Source organism: Lentzea californiensis (assembly GCF_024648825.1).
Classification (GTDB): Bacteria; Actinomycetota; Actinomycetes; order Mycobacteriales; family Pseudonocardiaceae; genus Lentzea; species Lentzea californiensis.
This window is the reverse complement of the sequence record NZ_JANBBE010000003.1, coordinates 517,915-540,847: the sequence shown is the minus strand read 5'-3', so window position 1 is coordinate 540,847 and position 22,933 is coordinate 517,915. Positions and strand designations below refer to the sequence as shown.

2 protein-coding genes (1 of these 2 cut by a window edge) are annotated in these 22,933 nt (G+C 70.3%); both read right to left on the bottom strand.

The annotated features are described in order from the left end of the window. Positions 1-11,805, bottom strand: coding sequence for a non-ribosomal peptide synthetase (locus LX88_RS16595; protein ID WP_258948673.1), 11,805 nt, complete (start codon positions 11,803-11,805; stop codon positions 1-3). 216 nt (positions 11,806-12,021) lie between these two features. Next, positions 12,022-22,933, bottom strand: partial view of a non-ribosomal peptide synthase/polyketide synthase gene (locus LX88_RS16590; protein WP_258948672.1) — the final stretch only. The gene runs 19,964 nt beyond the window's last position; the window shows 10,912 of its 30,876 coding nt (coding positions 19,965-30,876); its start codon lies beyond the right edge, outside the window — the gene reads right to left on this strand; its stop codon occupies positions 12,022-12,024.

The window sequence follows — 22,933 nt, the reverse complement described above, 5'->3', positions numbered from 1 at the left end:
CTATTTCAGGTTCAGGTGTGCGATCAGGGCCTCTGCGGCTTCCCGGAAGCGGGATGCGACCCGTCGCACGGTCTCGGTGCGGTGCAAGTTGGTGCTGTGGTGCCATTCGACGAGGAGCTCTCCCTCGTCGGTGCGCTCGATCTCCAGGTGCAGCGCGTACGGACGCAGTCCGCGGCTGGTGCTCTCGCCGCACAGGTCACCCGGTAGTTCGTCGACGATGAGGCCCCTGACCTCGTCGTCGTTCACGGCGGCGTCCAAACCGCCCGTGAAGTTGATGTTGATCTGACGGTCTGGTGCGGCACGGAGGCGAAGCACCTCCGGGTCTTCGGCCGTCAGGTGGCGCAGCGCGCCGTAGCCGACTCCGTGCCGTGGCACGGCTTTCAGGCTTTCGCTCGCCGCGGCGACGACTCCGGCGGCGTCGCCCAGGTCGTCGTGCCGGAGCACCACCGGGTGCACCGAGGTGAACCAGCCGACCGTGCGGGACAGGTCCGTGCCCGGTGCCAGGCTTTCGCGGCCGTGGTGTTCGAGGTCGACGACGACGGTGCCGGTGCCGGCCCACTCCCCCAGCGTCTGCAGCAGCGCGGCCAGGACGACGTCGAGGACTTTCGCGTTCGGCAGCCCCGCGGCGCCGACGGTGACCTCCTCGACGGCGGCGGACTCCTCGGTGTTGGCACCCGTGGCGTCGACCGGCAGCGTGAACGCGGTCTCCGCCTGCTCCAGCCAGTACGGCAGCTCGTCGCGGACCTCGGTGCTGTCCGCGAAGGTCACGACGGACTCGGCCCACCGCCGGAACGACGTCGTCTTCGCCCCGAGGGGTTCGCCCTGGTAGGCCGCGTCGAGGTCTTCCAGCAGGATGTTCCACGACACGCCGTCGACCACCAGGTGGTGCACGACGAGGCCGAGCCACGACGGTTCCTCGCCGCGGTCGAACAGGACCGCGGCCACGAGAGGACCGTTCGCGAGGTCCAGCGAACGTTGCAGCGCGTCCATGTGTTCCTGGACGTCGCCTCGGACCACCGTGAACGCCGCTGCCTCGCCCGGCTCGACGACGTGCTGCTGCCAGCCGCCGGGCCCGTGGTGCAGGCGGGTGCGCAGGGCGTCGTGGTGGGTCACGACGGTGTTGAGCGCGGCGGCGAGCCTGGCGGCGTCGACGTCCGGCTCGAGCTCGAAGAGCCCCGACCAGTTCCAGTGGTTCCGGTCGTCGATGGCGGCCTTGGTGAACCACCGCTGGATGGGCGTCAGCGGCACCGGTCCGGTGACCGGGCCCTCCTCGACCAGCACGGGGGCGGTCGTGGTCACGGCGGCCAGTTCGGCGACCGTCTGGTGTGTGAACAGGTCGGCGACCGCGAGGCCGAAGCCCGCGGCACGCGCCCGTGCCACCACCTGGAGGCAGGCGATCGAGTCACCGCCCAGGTCGAAGAAGTTGTCGTGCAGGCCGACTCGGTCGGCGCCCAGCAGCTTCGCCCAGATGCCCGCCAGCGCCCGTTCCGCGTCGGTGCGCGGCGCGACGTACGCGCCGTCCGACTCCGGCGCCGCCGGTTCCGGCAGGGCCCGGCGGTCGAGCTTGCCGTTGGGCGTCAGGGGAAGGGCGTCGAGTTCGACGAACGCCGAGGGCACCAGGTAGTCGGGCAGCCGCTCGCGCAGGAACGTGCGCAGCTCGGCCGTGCCGGCGCTGGTGACCACGTAGGCCACGAGGCGCTTGCCGGTTCCGGACGACGTGGCCACGACAGCCGCGGCCCGCACGTCGTCGTGAGTGCCCAGCAGTGCCTCGACCTCGCCGGGCTCGACCCGGAAGCCCCGGATCTTGACCTGCTCGTCGGCCCTGCCGAGGAACTCGAGCGTGCCGCCGGAGCGCCAGCGAGCGCGGTCACCGGTGCGGTACAGGCGATCCCCGGATCCCGCGGGGTCGGGGACGAACCGCTCCGCCGTGAGGTCAGCGCGGCCGACGTAACCACGGGCCACGCCGGGGCCGCCGACGAACAGCTCGCCCGCCACGCCCGCCGGCACGACCTGCAGCCACGGGTCGAGGACGTAGGCCCGCATGCCCGCGAACGGCCTGCCGATGGGCACCTGCGCGCCGATGTCGTCGAGTGTGTGGATCGTGCACGTCATGGTGGTCTCGGTGGGCCCGTAGGCGTTCACGATGCGCAGGTCCGGACGGCGTTCGCGAGCCGTGCGGGCGTGCTGGGCCTGCAGGGCGTCACCACCGACCACGAGCAGGCGCAGGCCGTCGAGGACGTCGGGCGAGGTCTCGACCAGCTGGTGGAAGAGACCGGTGGTGAGCAGTGAGGCGGTGATGCCGTTTTCTCGCAGGAACTTGCCGACGTCCATCCGTTCGGCGAGGTCCGCGGGACCGACGACGAGGGTGGCGCCGTTGAGCAGCGCCAGCCAGATCTCGAACGCGCCGGTGTCGAAGCCGATGCCGGCGAGGTGCGAGACGACGTCGCCGGGCTCGACGCGCACGGCGGGGTCGGTGCAGACCCTGGCCACGCCCTCGTGGGTCAGCGAGACGCCCTTCGGCACGCCCGTCGAACCGGACGTGAACAGCACGTACAGCTCGCTGTCCAGCCCGCCGGCGACGGGCAGGGATCCCTTTGCCTCAGGCAGGTCGAGCACGTTCGCGTCGAGCACGCGCACCCGCGGGATGTCGAGAGGCCACTCCCCTGCCGTGACGACGAGTCCGACTCCGGCGGTGCCGATCATCTGGGCGAGCCGGGCGGTGCCCTGGGCCGGATCCAGCGGGACGTAGCTGCCGCCTGCGCCGATCACGCCGAGCATCGCGATGATCAGCTCGGGGCCGCGGTCCAGGTGGAGCCCGACCCTGGTGCCCGCGCGGACACCGTTGGCGCGCAACCACTCCGCGACACCCGCGGCCCTGCGGTCGAGCTGGGCGTAGGTGAGTTCGGTGCCGCCGCGCAGTGCCGGACGGTCCGGGTGCGCCGCGACCTGACGGCCGAACAGCTCGGCCAGGTGGGCCGCCGGCATCTCGCGGGACTCCGACGAGCTCCACCCGAGCACCTCGGCGCGCTGGGCGGCGTCGAGCAGGGCGATCTCCCGCACGGACGTGCCGGGCACCGCGGCGACCGTGGTGAGGATGCGTTCGAGCTGGTCCAGCAGCGCCTCGACGGTGGCGTCGTCGAACGCGCCCGTGGAGTACTCGCACAGCAGTGCCAGCTGGCCGTCGACGTCGACGACGAGCTTCAGCGGGTAGCGCCCTTGTTCGAGCAGCGCGGGTGAGTCGAACTCATCGGTGTCGTCGTCACCGTCACCGTCGTCGAACCCGCCGGGCAGGTTCTGGACCGCGACGATGCTCTCGAACAGCCTCGGCACCCCGGCCACGCGCTGGATGTCGACCAGCGGCGAGTGCTCGAACCGCTGCGCGGCGACCTGTCCGTCCTGGACGGTCCGCAGCCACTGGTCGAACGGCGTGCGGTCGCCGGGGACCTTGATCCGCACGGGCAGCGTGTTGATGAACAGTCCGACGATGGACTCGACACCGGCCAGCTCGGCCGGGCGTCCCGACACGGTGAGGCCGAAGACGACGTCGTCGTCGCCGCTGTGCGAGGCCAGCAGCAACGCCCACGCGGCCTGCACGACGGCGCTGATCGTGACGCGCTCACGTCGCGCCAGCCCTTCCAGCGCGAGGGCAACGCTCTCGGGCAGTTCGCGGTGGCGCCTGCCCTGCTCCCAGTGCACACGGGTGGTGCGGTCGACCGGCAGCGCCGTGGGCGAGGTGAAGCCGTCGAGGTACTCGCGCCAGAAGTCGTCGGCGGAGGGCTGTTCCTGGAGCCAGGCGATGTAGTCGCGGTAGGGGCGCACCGGCGGCAGCGACTGCCCCCGGTAGGCGGCGAACACCTCGTCCCAGACCAGCGGGATGCTCCAGCCGTCGAGGTACAGGTGGTGGAACGTGAACACGACCCACTGGCGGTCGCCCCGGTCGGCCACGTACACCCGCAACAACGGCGCCGTCGTGACGTCGAACCCGCGCCGCTGGTCGGCGTCGAGCAGGTCGTCCAGCGCGGCACCGGGATCGGCGACGGAGGTCCAGTCGAGCACCTCGAACGGCACGTCGACCCCACCGACCACGACCTGCAACGGTTCCTCGACGCCCTCCCACACGAACGCGCTGCGCAACGCGGGATGACGACCGACGACGGTGCGCCAGGCTTCCCGCATGGCCGCCACGTCGAGCGGTCCGCGCAGTTCGCGCACGTCCTGCGCCCAGTACACGGCGGTGTCGGCGGGCGCCTCCAGGACGTGGAAGAGCATGCCCTGCTGCATGGGGGACAACGGGTAGGCGTCGACCAGGTCCGGCACCCGTGCCCGCAGGGGCTCCAGGTCGGCCAGCGGCTTCGCGGTGACCGCCGTGGTGGTGGCGACGCCCGTGTGGGCGGCGATCTGCTGGATGGTCTGGTGCGTGAAGATGTCGGCGATCTTCAGTTCCAGGCCCGCTTCCCGCGCCCTGGCGACGATCTTGAGGCTGACGATCGAGTCGCCACCCAGTTGGAAGTAGTTGTCGTGGACGCCGACGCGGTCGACGCCGAGCACCTCCGACCACACCGCGGCGAGGGCCCGTTCGACGTCGGTGCCGGGTGCCTCGTGGCTCGCGGACTCCGGTGCCTCGGGCAGCGGCAACGCGCGCTTGTCGAGCTTTCCGTTGCTGTTCAACGGCAACTCGTCGAGCGGCACGATCGCCGAAGGCACCAGGAACTCGGGCAGCCGCTCACCGAGGAACGCGCGCAGATCGGCCGGCTCGGCGGTGCCCACGACGTAGGCGACGAGACGCTTGCCCTGCGGCAGCTCACGAACGACCACGGCGGCGTTGGCGACGTCCGGGTGTCCGACGAGCACGTGCTCGACCTCGCCCGGCTCCACCCGGAACCCGCGGATCTTGACCTGGTCGTCGGTGCGACCGACGAAGTCGACCGCGCCATCGGCGCCCCACCGCACCAGGTCACCGGTGCGGTACATCCGAGCGCCAGGCACGTGCGGGTCGGGCACGAACCGCTCGGCGGCCAGGTCCGCCCTACCCGCGTAGCCGCGGGCCAGGCCGATGCCACCGATGTACAGCTCTCCCGGCACGCCGACCGGCGTCGGCTGGAGCCAGCGGTCGAGGACCGAGAAGCGCAGACCGCGCAGGGCGTCACCGATGGGCACGGTGGCCGGGCCGAGCCGTCCGGTGTGCATGTCGTGGAACGACGCGTACACAGTGGACTCGGTCGGGCCGTACATGTTGTAGATCGCCACGGACGGGTTCGCGTCGACGACCTTGCGCGCCTGGACCGGAGACATGCCCTCGCCACCGGCGAGGACCTTGCGGTGCCCCGAGAACACACCGGGGTCGGTGTCCGCCAGCTGGTGGAACAGACCCGTGGTCATGAACGACAACGTGACGCCGTGCGTCGTGTAGAACGTGGCGACGTCCAGCCGTTCGGCAAGGTTCGCGGGTGCCACGGCGAGCGTCGCACCGCTCAGCAACGCCGTCCAGATCTCCCACGTGGAGGCGTCGAACGACACCGCGGCCATGTGCGCCACGACATCGCCGGGGTGTGCGGCGACCGCCGGGTCGAGCACGACCCGCACGACACCTTCCTCGGTGACCTCGACGCCCTTGGGCACACCGGTCGAGCCCGACGTGAACATCGTGTAGACGAGCCGCTCCGGCAACGACGGCACCAGCCGGTCCTCGGGTTCCGCGGCGAGACCGGCCAGGTCGGCCACGCCGAGGCGCGGCGCGTCCAGGGCGTAGTCGCCACGAGAGACGACCAGCTCGACGCCGGCGGCGGTCTGCACGTCACGCAGCCGGCCGTGCGGCAACGCGGGGTCGAGCGGCACGTAAGTGCCACCCGCCCGCGTCACGGCGAGAATCGCGACGACGAGATCCGCGGACCGTTCGAACCACAGCCCGACCCGCGTCTCCTCACGCACACCGGCGGCACGCAGACCCGACGCCACGCGAGCCACGCGCTCGCCCAGTTCGGCGTAGGTCAGCTCACGGTCGCCGTCACGCACGGCCACCTCGCCGGCGAAACGCGCGGCAGAGAGGCGGAACCGCTCGGCCAGCCCGATGAAGGGCTCGTCCAGCACAGGCCCCAGACCCCACCCGGTCACGGGCGCGGGAGTCACCTCGCGCACGGCCGCGGCAGGCCGGCGGGCGACGGCGGTGAGCACCTCGGCCAGCTGACCGAGCAGACGCTCCACAGTGGACGTGTCGAAGGCGCCGGTGGAGAAGTTGGCCTCCACCTTCAGGGTCGCTTCGAGGTCGACGGCGAGGATCATCGGGTAGTGCATCTGCTCGACCGAGTCGGTCGAGGCGAACAGCTCCTCGGGGTCCTCCTCGCCCTCCTCCGGCGCCTCGCCCTGCGGGTAGTTGCCGAAGACGAGCATGCTGTCGAACAGGCCACCGGTGGCCACGCGCTGGATGTCGGCGAGCGGCGTGTGCTCGTGCCGCTGCACGGCGACCTGGTTCTCCTGCAGGTCGCCGAGCCAGTCCGCGAACGACCGCTGCCACGCCACCTTCACGCGCACGGGCAGGGTGTTGATGAACAGGCCGACGATCGACTCCACCCCGGCCAGGTCGGCCGGGCGCCCGGACACGGTCAGGCCGAACACGACGTCGTCCTCGCCGGAGTAGGCCGACAGCAGCACGGCCCATGCCGCCTGCACGACGGTCGACAGGGTGACCCGCCGGTCGCGGGCCAGGGCGACGAGTGCCGTCGTGACGTCGCGGGGCAGCGCCAGCTCGCGCCGGTCCTGGGCCCAGTGCTCGCGCACCGCCCGGTCGACCGGCAACGGCGTCGCCGAGTCGAACCCGGCGAGGTACTCGCGCCAGAACTCCTCGGCCTCGGCGGAGTCGCGCTGCGCCAGCCACGCGATGAAGTCGCGGTACGGCCGCACCGGCGGCAGCGACTCGCCCTGGTAGGCGGCGGTGACCTCGTCCCACAGCAGCGGGATGCTCCAGCCGTCCGCGTAGAGGTGGTGGAACGCCAGGAGGATCCAGTGGCGTCCGCGTCCGCTGGCGACTTGCACGCGCAGCAGCGGTGCGGTGGCGAGGTCGCAGCCGCGAGCACGGTCTTCGGCGAGCAACTGCTCGACGGCGGCGTCGGGATCGGTGACGTCAGACCAGTCGTGCACCTCGAAGGGGACCTCGACGTCGCTCACGACGACCTGGAGCGGTTCGCGCACACCGGACCAGACGAAACCGGTGCGCAGCGCGGGGTGCCGGTCGAGCACGAGCTGCCAGGCCGCGCGCATCGCGTCGACGTCGAGATCGCCGGTCAGCTCCCGCACGTCCTGCGTCCAGTAGACGCCGCTGTCCGGTGACTCGACGGCGTGGAAGAGCATGCCCTGCTGCAACGGCGACAACGGGTAGGCGTCGGTCAGTCCGGGCGTGCGCGCGACCAGGGCGTCCAAAGAGGACTGGTCGAGGGACGCCAGGGCCACGTCGGACGGCGTGAGGCCGTGCGCGCCGGACCGGCAGTGGTCGACGATGCCGGCGAGCGCTGCCACGTAGGCCTCGGCGAGCCGTTCGATCGTCGAACGTTCGTGCAGGTTGGTGCTGTACTGCAGCTCCACGGACAGGGATCGGTCGGCGGCCTGGACGACCTCGACGCCGAGCACGTGCGAGCGCAGGCCGCCATCACCTTCGGCGGGGCCGCACAGGTCCTCGGAGAGCTCGCGGGCGAACAGGCCCACGGCGTCGTCCTCCGCGGCGTCGACACCACCGAGGTAGTTGAAGACGACCGGGCGTGCCAGGGCGTTCTGGAGCTGCTCGTCCCGCTCGCGCAGCACGGTGTAACCGACACCGCGGCGCGGCACGGCGCGCAGCTGTTCCTTGACCGCCTTGATGACACCGGCGACGTCCCCGAGGTCGTCGTGGTGCAGCCCGACGGGGTGGATGGCGGTGAACCAGCCGACCGTGCGGCTGAGCTCGATGCCGTCGGCGATCGCCTCACGGCCATGGCTTTCCAGGTCAATGGCGGCGGAACCCGTATCGGTCCACCGTCCGAGGACCTGGAGCAGTGCGGCCAGGAGCAGTTCGTGGCCCTGGGTGCGGTAGGCGCGGTGGGCCTGGGTGAGCAGGACCGAGGTGCGGTCCGCGTCGAGCGCGATGCGGACGGACTCGGTCGAGTCCTCGGTGTTGGGTCCGTCGAGGTCGGTGGGCACGGCCGTGGCCGTCTGGACGACCTCACGCCACCAGGGCAGCTCGTCCTGCGGGTCGAACGCCTCCAGTGCGGCGGCCCACTCCTGGTACGACGTGGTCTTCGGCTCCAGCGCACCGGCGGAGTACGCGGTGTCGAGGTCTTCCAGCAGGACGTTCCAGGAGACCGCGTCCACGACGTAGTGGTGCACGGTGAGGCCGAACCACGCGGGCTTGTCGCCGCGATCCACGTACACGGCACGCAGCAGCGGACCGTCCGTGAGGCTCAGCGACGTCTGCGCCGTGGTCATGGCCGCGGTGACGGCCTCGTCCAGCGCCGTGCCGTCGAGGTCCGTCCTGAGCACGGTCAGGAGTTCGGCGGTCTCGGCGGGCGCGTTCTCCTGGGTGTCGCCGTTCAGGCGCAACCGCAGGGCGTCGTGGTGGGCGACGACGGTGCCGAGCGCGGCCCGCATCGCGTCCGCGTCGGTTCCTTGGGCCAGCTCGAACATGCCGGACCAGTTGAAGTGGTCGCGTTGCGGCAGGTCCTCGCGGAGGAACCAGCTCTGGATGGGCGTGAACGCCACGGGGCCGCTGACGGTGCCCTGGTCGGCCGAGCTGGGCTCGGACGTGCCGGCGCGGGCGGCGAGCTCGTGGACGGTCTGGTGGGTGAAGAGGTCGGCGATCTCCAGCCGCAGCCCGGCGGCACGGGACCGCGAGACGATCTGGAGGCTGACGATCGAGTCGCCGCCCAGTTCGAAGAAGTTGTCGTGGACGCCGACCCGTTCGACGCCGAGCACCTGCGACCACACCTCGGCGAGCGTGCGTTCGGCATCGGTGCTGGGCGGTTCGTACGCGGAGGTGCTCTCGGGTGCGCCGGGGTCGGGCAGCGCGCGCACGTCGAGCTTTCCGTTGGTGTTCAACGGCAGTTCGCCGAGCGGCACGATCGCCGACGGCACCAGGAACTCCGGCAGGCGTTCGGCGAGGAAGCGCCGCAGGTCCGCCGGTTCGGTGGTGCTCACGACGTAGGCGATCAGGCGCTTGTCGTTCACGATCACGGCGGCGTTGGCGACGTCCGGGTGGCCGACGAGCACGTGCTCGACCTCGCCCGGCTCGACGCGGAAGCCGCGGATCTTGACCTGGTCGTCCGTGCGCCCGACGAAGTCGACCGCACCGTCCGCGCCCCACCGCACCAGGTCACCGGTGCGGTACATCCGCGCACCCGGCACGTACGGGTCGGCGACGAACCGTTCCGCGGCCAGGTCCGCCCGGCCCGCGTAGCCACGCGCGAGGCCGGTGCCGCCGATGTACAGCTCTCCCGGCACGCCGACCGGCGTCGGCTGGAGCCAGCGGTCCAGCACGTAGAAGCGCAGGCCCCGCAAAGCGGTGCCGATCGGGACCGACGACGGACCGAGCCGCCCGGTGTGCATGTCGTGGAACGACGCGTACACAGTGGACTCGGTCGGGCCGTACATGTTGTAGATCGCCACGGACGGGTTCGCGTCGAGCACCTTGCGCGCCTGGAGAGGCGACATCGCCTCGCCGCCGGCGAGGACCTTGCGGTGCCCCGCGAACACACCGGGATCGGTGTCCGCCAACTGGTGGAACAGACCGGTGGTCATGAACGACAACGTGACGCCGTGGTCGGCGAAGAGCTTGGCGACGTCCAGCCGCTCGGCCAGGTTCGCGGAGGCCACGGCGAGCGTCGCGCCGCTCAGCAACGCGGTCCAGATCTCCCAGGTCGACGCGTCGAACGACACGGCGGCCATGTGCGCGACCACGTCACCGGGCACGGCGGTCACCGCGGGGTCGAGCACGACGCGGACAACACCCTCCTCGGTGACCTCGACGCCCTTGGGCACGCCGGTCGAGCCCGACGTGAACATCGTGTAGACCAGACGTTCCGGCGTGGCAACGAGTTCCGGCCATTCGGCCGGGCCGGTCACCAGGTCCGCGAACTCGACGACGCGCGGGCCGTCCAGGGCGTAGTCGCCCCGGGACACCACCAGCTCGACGCCGGCGGCGGTCTGCACGTCACGCAGCCGGCCGTGCGGCAACGCGGGGTCGAGCGGCACGTAAGTGCCACCCGCCCGCGTCACAGCCAGGATCGCGACGACCAGGTCAGCGGATCGTTCGAACCACAGGCCGACCCGCGTCTCCTCACGCACACCGGCGGCGCGCAGGCCGGACGCGACCCGCGCCACCCGCTCGCCCAGCTCGGCGTAGGTCAGCACGGAGTCGCCGTCACGAACAGCCTGCCGGTCGCCGAACTCGGTGACAGCCGACCGGAACCGCTCGGCCAGGCCGGCGTACGGCTCGTCGAACGCGGGGCCCGTGCCCCAGCCGGTCACCGGCGCCGGCGTCACTTCACGCACGGGCCGGTCAGGACCGGCGACCGCGGCGGCCAGCACGGCCTGCAGCTGGTCGAGCAGCCGGTCGACGGTGGCCTCGTCGAACGCTCCGGTGGAGAACTCGGCCTCGATCTTGAGCGTGTCCTCCAGGTCGACCGCGAACGCGATCGGGTAGTTGACCTGCTCGATGGAGTCGAGGGCACCGAAGCGGTCCTCATCGCCGTCGCTTTCTTCGTCCTCTTCGGACAGCAGTGCCTGCGGGTAGTTGCCGAACACCACGATGCTGTCGAAGACACCGCTGCCGCGCGGCAGATCCGACCACCGCTTGATGTCCGAGAGCGCGGTGAACTCGTAGCGCTGCACCGCGACCTGGTTCGCCTGCAGCTCCCCCAGCCAGTCGGCGAAGGAACGCTCCCACGCCACCTTCACGCGCACGGGCAGGGTGTTGATGAAGACGCCCACCATGGACTCGACGCCGGGCAGGTCCGCCGGGCGGCCGGACACGGTGAGGCCGTAGACGACCTCGTCGTCACCGGAGTAGGCGGACAGCAGCAGCACCCACGCCGCCTGGATCACCGTGGACGGCGTGACGCGCCTGCGCCGGGCGAGGTCCATGATCGAGGTGGTCAGGGCCTCCGGCAGCTCGGCGCGGCGGCGTCCCTGGGCCCAGTGGTCGCGGACCGAGTGGTCGACGGGCAACGCCGTCGGGGCGTCGAAGCCGGCCAGGTAGTCGCGCCAGAAGGCTTCCGCCTCCGCGCGGTCGCGCTTGCCCAGCCAGGCGATGAAGTCGCGGTAGGGGCGGACGGGTTCGAGTTCGGGGGTCGTGCCGCTGCACAGGGCGTCGTAGGTGGCGCCGACCTCCTCGAGGACGACGGGCACGCTCCAGCCGTCGCACAGCCCGGAGTAGAGGGCCCACACCATCCGGTGGTGGCTGGTGCCGTCGACGATGACGTGCACGCGCATGAGGGGCGGCCGGGTGAGGTCGAAGCCTTGGGCGCGGTCGTGGGCGAGCAGCTCGTCGAGCGCGGCCTGCTGGTCGGTCACGGTGGTCCAGTCGTGCACCTGGAAGGGCACCTGGAGATCACCCATGACGACCTGGAGCGGCTCGGGCACGCCCTCCCACACGAATCCCGTGCGCAGCACGGCGTGGCGGGCGACCACCAGTTCCCACGAGCGCCGCATGGCGTCGAGGTCGAGCACCCCGTCGAACTCGTAGAGCCCTTGCGCCCAGTAGACGCCCTTGTCCGATTGCGCTTCCAGGACGTGGAACAGCATGCCCTGCTGAACGGGCGCCAACGGATACATATCTTCGATCACAGATAAGCCCCTCCCCTGGCGTCATTTTTACACAATCTTCATTTACTTGGTCAAGCCATTCCCCATGACCAGTCATAAGACATTCGCATGAGGGTCATTCAGGGCGGCCATGATCAATTTAAATTGGCACGCCGAATAGAACCGTTCATCACCGTGTAATTCATTCCCCCAGATGCGCAGACCCCAGTGCGCTAGGTGCCCCCGAGCTTTACTTGATCACCCTCCCATCTGCTTGAGCACGGCGGCGAGACTCGCTTGATCGATGTTGGCCAGCGGGAAGTCCGACGGAGTCACGCCGCCGGCCCCGGACTGGCAGTGCTCGACCAGCTCCTTCAGCACGGTCACATAGCGGGTCGCGAGCCGCTGCACGGTCGCCTCCCGGTGCACGTTGGTGCTGAAATACCACTCGACCAGCAGGCGCCCGTCCGGCGTCTGCTCGGCTTCGATGTGCAGGAGGTGCGAACGGTTCCCCTGTTCGTTCTCCGTCGGTCCGCACAGGTCAGCGGAGAGTTCTTCGCGAATCAGGCCGACCGCGTCGTCGCCTGCTGCGTCGAACGCTCCAAGGTAGTTGAACAGAACTGGCCGCGCAGGCGCTTCGACAACATTGTCGTCGCGTTCCAGATAACGGAGGATTCCGTAGCCGACGCCACGGCGCGGCACGGTGCGCAGCTGTTCCTTCACCGTCTTGATCAGCTCACCGTCGTCACCGAAGCGCTGGTGACGCAGGCGCACGGGGAAGATCGACGTGAACCACCCGACGGTGCGGGACAGGTCGACCCCGTCGGCGATCGCCTCACGGCCGTGGCTCTCGAGGTCGATCGTGACGTCGCCGGTGCCCGCCCACTCGCCCAGCGTCCTGACCAGAGCGGCCAGCAGCAGGTCGTTGATCTGCGTGCGGTAGGCCTTGTGGGCCTCACCGAGCAACACCTCGGTGGACTTCGCGTCGAGCCAGGTGCGGACGGTTTCGGCCGACGCCTCGGTGTTGGCACCGTGGCCGTCGGCGGGCACCGTCATGACCCGCTCGGTCTGCGCGGCCCAGTGAGCGCGTTCGGCTTCCGGGTTGTCGGCGTGCAGCACTTCGGCCCACTGCTGGTACGACGTCGTCTTCGGCCCGAGCGGTCCACCCCGGTAAGCGGTGTCCAGGTCCTCCAGCAGGACGTTCCACGCCACGCCGTCCATGACGAAGTGGTGCGCGGTGAGCCCCAGCCAGGCCGGTTCCGCGCCGCGGTCGAAGTAGAGCGCGGCGAGGAGCGGACCGTCCGCCAGGCTCAACGACGTCTGCGCCCGCGTCATGTGTGCGACGACCTCGTCGTCGTCGCCGGCGGTGACGACGCGCAGGACCTGCGTCGGCTCACCGTCGTTGTCCTGCACCCAGGTGTCCCCGTCCTGGCGGAACCTGATGCGCAGGGCGTCGTGGTGGGCGACGACGGCGTCGAGCGCCCGCGCGAGCCTCTCCGGGTCGGTGCCGGAGGCCAGTTCGTACACGCCGGACCAGTTCCAGTGATCGCGGTCCGGGATGTCCTGCTCGACGAACCAGTGCTGGATCGGGGTGAGCGGGACGGGACCGGTGACGACACCCTGCTCCGCCAGCATGGCGGTCGGGGTGTCCCGCACGACAGGGGCCAGCTCGGCGATGGTCTGGTGTTCGAACACGTCCGCCACGTCGACGCCCAGGCCGGCGGCACGGGTGCGTGCCACGATCTGCAGGCTCAGGATCGAGTCGCCGCCGAGCTCGAAGAAGTTGTCGTGCACGCCAACGCGTTCAAGGCCCAGCACCTGCGCCCACACCTCGGCCAGCACGTCCTCGACGGACGTCCGGGGTGCCTCGAAGACTTCGGCCGTCGTCTCCGGCTCGGGGTCGGGCAGGCCCTTGCGGTCGACCTTGCCGTTCGGCGTGAGCGGCACCGACTCCAGCGCCACGAACACCGACGGGACGAGGTAGTCCGGCACGCGCTCGCGCAGCCAGGTCCGCAGTTCCTTCGAGCTGAACTCGCCTTCCGCGACGACGTAGGCGACCAGTCGCTTGCCGCCGTGCGGGCCGCCATCCCGTGCCACCACAACAACATCACGCACGTCGGGGTGGTCGCCGATGACGATCTCGACCTCGCCGGGTTCGACCCGGTAGCCGCGGATCTTGACCTGCTCGTCGACACGACCCAGGAACTCGATCGTCCCGTCGGCACGCCACCGAGCCCGGTCACCGGTGCGGTACAACCGGCCGCCGGCCGCGCCGAAGACGTCCGGCACGAACCGTTCCGCGGTCAGGTCGGGCCGGTTCACGTAACCGCGAGCCACACCCGGACCACCGACCAGCAGCTCACCGGGAACACCGACGGGGGCAGGCCGCATCGCGTCGTCGACGATGACGGCGCGGGCACCGGCCAGCGGGGTGCCGATGGGCACCACGGCCTGCGGGTGGTCGTCGCCGACCGGGTGGAAGATCGAGTCGATCGCCGCCTCGGTCACACCGAACACGTTGCCCGGCAACGCGTTCGGCGCAACCTCGGCCACGGCGGTGGTGAGCGCGTCGTGCGTCCACATGTCCGTACCCGAGATCACCAGCCGCAGGCCGTCGATCGGACCGGCCGTGCGGCAGTGCGCCGCCAGGTCGCGCAGGAGCATGCCCGGCACGATCTCGGCGATCGCCACGCCGTCACCGGAAAGCGTGCTGTGCAACGACTCCACGGACACGTGTTCGTCGTGCGGCAGGAACACCACCGTCTGCCCGAACGCCAGCGCGCGGGTCATGTCACCGATCGACACGTCGAAACCGGGGCCCGACATCGACAACACCGCACCGGGCCCACCCAGCTCGGCGAGTCCGTCACGCCATCCCGCCACGTACGACGAGAGCGCGCCGTGAGTCACGGCCACTCCCTTCGGCCGTCCGGTCGACCCCGACGTGTAGGCGATGTAAGCCAACGCTTCCGGGTCGATCCGCACCGGCGGACCGTCGATGACCGTGCCGTCCAGCACGAGCACCTCACCGGTGAACCCGGCGAGCTCGCCCGCGAAGGCTTCGGTGGTGACCGCCGCGACCACACCGGCGTCGGCGAGCAGGAACGCGAGGCGCTCCTCCGGCAGGCCGGGGTTGACGGGCACGTACACGCCACCGCTGCGCAGCACGCCCTGGAAGGCGATCGCCAGGTCGATCCCGCGCGGCACCAGCACCGCCACCGGCGACTCCGCCGTCACTCCGGCGTGCTGGAGCCGTGCCGCCAGTCCGGCGGAGCGGGCGTCCAGTTCGGCGAACGTCAGGCGCTCGTCGCCGCACTTCGCGGCCACGGCGCCGGTGCGGGCCCAGCTCTGGACCAGCTCGGGCACCGGCAGTTCGGCGATCGGCGCCGGGGTCTCCCCCTGCGCCACGAGCCGCGCTGCCTGTTCCGGACGCTGCAACGGCAGGTCGGCGACGGCCAGTCCCGGCTCGTGGGCGACGGCGGTGAGCACGACGACGAGCTGGTCGAGAACGCGTTCGACCGTGGCGGCGTCGAAGGCCGCCGTGGAGAACTCGGCCTCGATCTTGAGCGTAGATTCCAGGTCGACCGCGAACGTGAGCGGGTAGTTGCCCTGCTCCACCGACTCGACGGCGTCGGCCCACTCCTCGCCGCTGTCGGCGGGTGCTTCCTCCTGCGGGTAGTTGCCGAACACGACGATGCTGTCGAACAACCCGCGTCCGTGCGGCACCGCGGACCAGCGCTGGACGTCGACCAGCGGTGTGAACTCGAACCGTTGCAGCGCGATTTGGTTGTCCCGCAGCTCGTGCAGCCAGGCCGAGAACGGCGTCCTGCCGGGGATCTCGGCCCGCACGGGCAGCGTGTTGATGAACAGGCCGACCATGGACTCGACCCCGGCCAGATCAGCCGGACGACCCGACACGGTCAGGCCGAACACCACGTCGTCCTCGCCGGACGACGCGGACAACACCTTCGCCCACGCCGCCTGCACGACCGTCGACAACGTGACGCGCTCGCGCCGGGCCAGCTCGACCAGCCTGGTGGTGACGTTCTCCTGGAGGTGCGTGCGCCGCCGGTCCTGGGCGTAGTGGCTCGCGGCCAGGCGGTCCACCGGCAGTGCGGTGGGCGCCTCGAAACCGTTCAGGTAGGTGCGCCAGAACCCCTCCGTGGCAGCGGGATCGCGCTGACCGAGCCACGCGATGTAGTCGCGGTACGGCCGCACCGGCGGCAAGGCCTGCCGCTGGTAGGCGACGGACACCTCGTCCATGACGACGGGCAGGCTCCACCCGTCGCACAAGCCCTGGTACAGGCCCCAGACGAGCCAGTTCTGCTCGTTGCCCCGGTCGACCAGGTACAGGCGCGTCAGCGGCGGCCGGGCCAGGTCGAAGCCGAGCGCGCGGTCGTCCGCCAGCAACTCCTGCAGCCGCAGCTGTTGTGCGGCCTCGTCGAGATCCGACCAGTCGTGGGTGGTCAGCGGCACGTCGACGCCGGCCAGCACGATCTGCACCGGTTCGCTGACGCCCTCCCACACGAACCCGCTGCGCAACGCGGCGTGCCGGGTGATCACCTGACGCCAGGCACCGGCGAGCCGTTCGGCGTCGATCGAGCCGGCCAGGTCGTAGACACCCTGACCCCAGTAGAGCCCGTCCCCCTCGTCGGGAGCGCCGACGACACCGAACAACATGCCCGACTGCACCGGCGCGAGCCGATAAACGTCCACAAGCGACGGATGGCGTCCCGTGAGCCCGTCGACCTCGCTCTGCGTGAGGGTGGCCAGCGGGAAGTCCGACGGCGTGAACCCGCCGACGGCCGAACGGCAGTGCGCGACCAGTTCGCGCAACGCCTCGACGTACCGGGCCGCGACCCGTTCGACGGTGGCGGTGTCGTGGTTGTTCGTGGAGTGAAACCACTCGATGGACAGCCGTCCGTCGGCGCTCTGCTGCACCTCGAGCTGCAACAGGTGCGACCGCTTCCCGCCCTCGCCTTCGCTCGGGCCGGCGAGGTCGCCGTCCAGCTCACGGCGGATCAGCCCGGCCGAGTCGTCGTTCCCGTCGTACGTGCCGAGGTAGTTGAACAGCACCGGACGGTCCGGCACGTCGGCCAAGTCGTCCCGCAGCCAGCGCAACACCCCATAGCCCACACCACGACGCGGAACCGCACGCAGCTCTTCCTTGACGGCCTTGATCGCCGTCGCGGGATCCTCCTGGTTCGTCAGGCGCACCGGGAAGATCGAGGTGAACCAGCCGACTGTGCGCGACAGGTCCGCGCCTTCGCGGCCGTGGCTCTCCAGGTCGATCGTCACGTGATCGCTGCCGGCCCACTCGCCCAAAGCCTGGGCCAGAGCGGTCAGCAGCAGGTCGTTGCCCTGCGTGCGATACGTCTTGTGCGCATCGCCGAGCAACGCCGTCGTCGTCTCGGCATCCAGCCACGACTGCACGATCGCCTCGGACGCATCGACGTTCGGCCCGCCGGCGTCCGGCAGCGTGACCACGTCCGCTGTCGCCGCCACCCAGTGCTCACGTTCAGCGCTGGGGTCGTCCTCCTGCAGCTGCAACGCCCACTGCTGGAACGAAATCGTCTTCGGCGGGAGCGAACCACCCTGGTAGGCGGTTTCCAGGTCTTCCAGCAGGACGTTCCACGACACGCCGTCCATCACCAGGTGATGCACGGTCAAACCCAGCCACGCGGGCTGATCACCACGGTCGAAGTAGACGGCGGCGAGCAGCGGACCATCGGCCAGACGCAACGACTTCTGCGCCGCCGTCATCTCCGCGACCACATCTCCGTCGGTGACGCGCAAGAGCCCGCCACCGTCGACCGGAGCGTTGTGCTGGTCGTCCGCGCTGAAGCGGATCCGGAGCGCGTCGTGGTGCGCGACGAGCACGTCGAGCGCCCGGCCCAGCCGATCGGGATCGGTACCGGGTGCCAGCTCGAACATGCCCGACCAGTTCCAGTGATCGCGGTCAGGGATGTCCTGCGCCAGGAACCACCGCTGGATCGGCGTGAACGGGACAGGCCCGGTGACCACGCCCTGCTCGGCCAGGGACTCCGCCGGAGCGTCACGCACGGCCGACGCCAGCTCTGCCACCGACTGGTGCGCGAACACGTCCGCCACGTCGATGCCGAGTCCGGCGGCGCGAACCCGGGCCACGATCTGCAGGCTCAGGATCGAGTCGCCACCGAGCTCGAAGAAGTTGTCGTGCACGCCAACGCGTTCGACGCCGAGCACACCGCTCCACACCGCGGCGAGGGTCTCCTCGGCCGCGGTCCGGGGCGCGACGTACTGCTCACCGGCCGACTCGGGCTCCGGGTCGGGCAGTCCTCGCCGGTCGACCTTGCCGTTGGGCGTCAGCGGCAACCGGTCCAGTGCCACGAACACCGACGGGACCAGGTAGTCCGGCACCCGTTCCCGCAGCCACGCCCGCAACGCGGAACCGCTGAACTCACCCTCCGCCACGACGTACGCGACCAGCCGCTTACCACCGTGCGGGCCGCCATCGCGTGCCACCACAACAACATCACGAACGTCCGGGTGGTCACCGATGACAACCTCGACCTCGCCCGGCTCGACCCGATAGCCACGGATCTTCACCTGCTCGTCGACACGACCCAAGAACTCGATCGTCCCGTCCGCACGCCACCGAGCACGGTCACCAGTGCGGTACAACCGCTGACCGGATCCACCGAACACGTCGGGAACGAACCGCTCCGAAGTCAGGTCAGGCCGGCCCACATAACCCTGGGCCACACCCGGACCACCGACCAGCAACTCACCCGGCACCCCAACCGGAGCGGGCCTCAACGACCCGTCCACCACAAAGGCCTGAGCACCCGCCAACGGAGTGCCGATCGGCACCACCGCCGCCGGATGGTCCTCGCCGACCGGGTGGAAGATCGAGTCGATCGCCGCCTCGGTCACACCGAACACGTTGCCCGGCACCGCGTTAGGCGCCACCTCGGCAACCGCGGTCGTCAGAGCCTCGTGCGTCCACATGTCCGTGCCGGAGATGACCAGACGCAGACTCTCCACCGGCCCGGCGGTGCGGCAGTGCGCCGCCAGATCACGCAGGAGCATGCCCGGCACGATCTCGGCGATTGCCACGTCGTGCGTGCGCAGCGTGTGGTGCAACGACTCGACCGACACGTGTTCGTCGTGCGGCAGGAAGACCACGGTCTGCCCGAACGCCAACGCCCGCGTCATGTCGCCGATCGACACGTCGAACCCAGGCCCGGACATCGACAACACCGCACCGGGACCACCCAGCGCTCGCAGTCCGTCACGCCACCCGGCCACGTACGACGAGAGCGCGCCATGGGTCACCGCCACACCCTTGGGGCGGCCGGTCGAGCCGGAGGTGTAAGCCACGTACGCCAACGCGCCGGGATCAATGCGGACCGGCACCGCGTCGAAGACCGGCGAGGCGTCGTCGAGTGCCAGCACCTCGCCGGTGAAGCCGGCCAGCGCCTCAGCCGTGACGGCGACAACCGCGCCGACGTCGGCCAGCAGGAACGCGACGCGGTCAGCCGGCAGACCGGGGTTGATCGGTACGTAGACACCACCAGCGCGCAGCACACCCTGGAAGGCCACCGCAAGGTCGATCCCGCGCGGCACCAGCACGGCGACCGGCGACCCGACCGTCACACCGGCCCGTTGCAGGCGGGCGGCCAGGGCATCGGCCCGAGCGCCCAACTCCGCGAACGTGAGCCGTTCGTCGCCGCAGATCACCGCGATCTCGTAAGAAGCCCACCCGGCGATCAGATCCGGCACCGGCGACTCGGTCAGGGGCGCAGTCGTGCCACCCCACCGGACGATCTCGGCAGCCTGCTCCGGGCGGTGCAGCGGAACGTCCTGCACCCGCAGGCCCGGACGCTGTGCCACCGCGGTCAGCACGACCACCAGCTGGTCGAGGATCCGTTCGACCGTGACCGCGTCGAAGGCCGCCGTGGAGAACTCCGCCTCGATCTTGAGCGTGGCCTCCAGGTCGACCGCGAAGGTGAGTGGGTAGTTGCCCTGCTCCACCGACTCGGTGGCCTGCAACCAGTCCTCGCCCAGGTCTTCCGGCAGTTCCTCCTGCGGGTAGTTGCCGAACACCACGATGCTGTCGAACAACGCACGGCCGTGCGGCACGGCAGACCACCGCTGCACGTCCACCAACGGCGTGAACTCGAACCGTTGCAGCGAGACCTGGTTGTCCCGCAGGTCGTGCAGCCACGACGTGAACGGCACGTTCGCGGGCACGACCGTCCGGACCGGCAGCGTGTTGATGAACAGGCCGACGATCGACTCGACGCCGGCCAGCTCGGCCGGACGACCCGACACGGTCAGGCCGAACACCACGTCGTCCTCACCCGAGGTGTCCGCGAGGACCTTGGCCCACGCGGCCTGCACGACCGTCGACAACGTGACGCGCTCGCGCCGGGCCAGCGCCACCAGTCCGGCGGTCACACCCTCGTCGAGGTGCGTGCGCCGGCGGTCCTGGGCGTAGTGGCTCACGGCCAGCCGGTCGGCGGGCAGCGGAGTCGGTGCCTCGAACCCTGCCAGGTACTCGCGCCAGAACGCTTCCGGCTCAGCCGGGTCGCGCCCGTCGAGCCACGCGATGAAGTCCCGGTAGGGCCGGGTCGGTTCGAGGGCGCCGCCCTGGTAGGCGGCGGACACCTCGTCCATCACGAGGGGCAGGCTCCACCCGTCGCACAAACCCTGGTACAGCCCCCAAACGAGCCAGTTCTGCCCGTTGCCCCTGTCCACGACGTAGAGCCGCGTCAACGGCGGCCGGGCCAGGTCGAAACCGAGCGCGCGGTCGTCCGCCAGCAACTCTTCCAGCCGCACCTGTTGCGCGGCCTCGTCGAGCCCCGACCAGTCGTGGGCCGTCAGCGGCACGTCGACGTCGCCGAGCACCACCTGGACCGGCTCCGCCACGCCCTCCCACACGAAACCACTCCGCAGGGAGGCGTGCCGGGCGATCACCGCACGCCACGCCGCCGCGAACCGCTCCACGTCGATCGGACCCGCGAGGTCGTAAACGCTCTGACCCCAGTACAGCCCGTCGACAGGAGAACCCACGACACCGAACAACATGCCGGACTGCACCGGCGCCAACCGGTACACGTCCACCAGCGGATAACGCGCCGCGAGTCCGTCGACCTCGGGCTGGGTCAGCGACGCCAGCGGGAAGTCCGACGGCGTGAAGCCACCGGCCGACCGGCAATGCGCGACTAGTTCGCGCAACGCCTCGACGTACCGGGCGGCAACCCGTTCGACGGTGGCGGTGTCGTGAACAGCGCTGGAGTGGAACCACTCGATGGACAACCGGCCATCGGCAGTCTGTTGTACTTCGAGCTGCAGCAGGTGCGACCGCGTCCCGCCCTCGCCCTCGGTCGGGCCGGCGAGATCACCGTCCAGCTCACGACGGATCAACCCGGCCGGGTCGTCGTTCCCGTCGTACGCGCCGAGGTAGTTGAACAGCACCGGCCGCTCCGGCACATCCACCAGTTGCAACGCGCCGTAGCCCACACCAAGACGCGGAACAGCGCGCAACTCCTCCTTGACCGCCTTGATCGCCGCATCGGGCTCGTCGTGACGGCTCAACCGCACCGGGAAGATCGACGTGAACCAGCCGACCGTGCGCGACAGATCCGCACCCTCACGGCCGTGGCTCTCCAGATCGATTGTGACGTGATCACTACCGGCCCACTCCCCCAAGGCCTGGGCCAGAGCTGTCAGCAGCAGGTCGTTGCCCTGCGTGCGATACGCCTTGTGCGCGTCACCGAGCAGAGTCACCGTCGTCTCGGCATCCAGCCACGACTGCACGATCGCCTCGGACGCCTCCGTGTTCGTCCCGTCGCCGTCGGCCGGAAGCGTGACCACGTCCGCGGTCGCCGCCGTCCAGTGCTCACGTTCAGCACTGGGGTCGAGGGTCTGGAGCTGTTCGGCCCACGCCTTGAACGACGTCGTCTTCGGCGCCAGCACACCGCCCCGGTAGGCGATGTCGAGGTCCTCCAACAGGATGTTCCACGACACCCCGTCCATTACCAGGTGGTGCACCGTCACACCGAGCCACGCCGGCTGCGGACCACGGTCGAAGAACACAGCCGCCACCAGCGGGCCGTCGGCCAGCCGCAACGACTTCTGCGCCACGGTCATCTCCGCGACCAGGTCGTGGTCGCCCTCGACCACACGCAGGACCCCGGTCTCCACCGGCGCGTTGTACTGGCCGTCCGGGGTGAACCGGATGCGCAACGCGTCGTGGTGCGCCAGCACCGCGTCCAGCGCCGACGCGAGGCGACCGGGATCGGTGCCCGGTGCCAGCTCGAACATGCCCGACCAGTTCCAGTGATCCCGGTTCGGGATGTCCTGCGCCAGGAACCAGTGCTGGATCGGCGTGAACGGAATCGGCCCCGTGACAACACCCTGTTCGGCCAACGTCTCCGCCGGGGTGTCGCGCACGGCGAGGGCGAGCTCGGCGATGGTCTGGTGGGCGAACACGTCCGCCACGTCGACACCCAGACCAGCGGCACGAACACGCGCCACGATCTGCAGACTCAGGATCGAGTCGCCACCCAACTCGAAGAAGTTGTCGTGCACACCGACACGTTCCGCACCGAGCACCTGTGACCAGACTGCGGCCAGAGCTTCTTCGGCAGCGGTCCGCGGCGCGACGTACGCCTCGCCGGAGGTCTCGGGCTCCGGGTCGGGCAGACCACGACGGTCGACCTTCCCGTTCGGCGTCAGCGGCAACCGGTCCAACGCCACGAACACCGACGGCACCAGGTAGTCCGGCACCCGCTCCCGCAGCCATGCCCGCAGCACCGAACCGCTGAACTCACCCTCCGCCACGACATACGCAACGAGCCGCTTACCGCCGTGAGGCCCGCCATCACGAGCCACCACAACAACATCACGCACGTCCGGGTGGTCACCGAGGACAACCTCGACCTCACCGGGTTCGACCCGGTAGCCACGGATCTTGACCTGCTCGTCGACTCGGCCAAGGAACTCGATCGTCCCATCAGCACGCCACCGGGCACGGTCACCGGTGCGGTACAACCGCTCACCGGCCGCACCGGGCACGAACCGCTCCGCCGTCAGATCCGGACGCCCCACATAACCCTGGGCCAGACCGGAACCACCGACCAGCAACTCACCCGGCACCCCGACCGGGACAGGCCGCAACGAC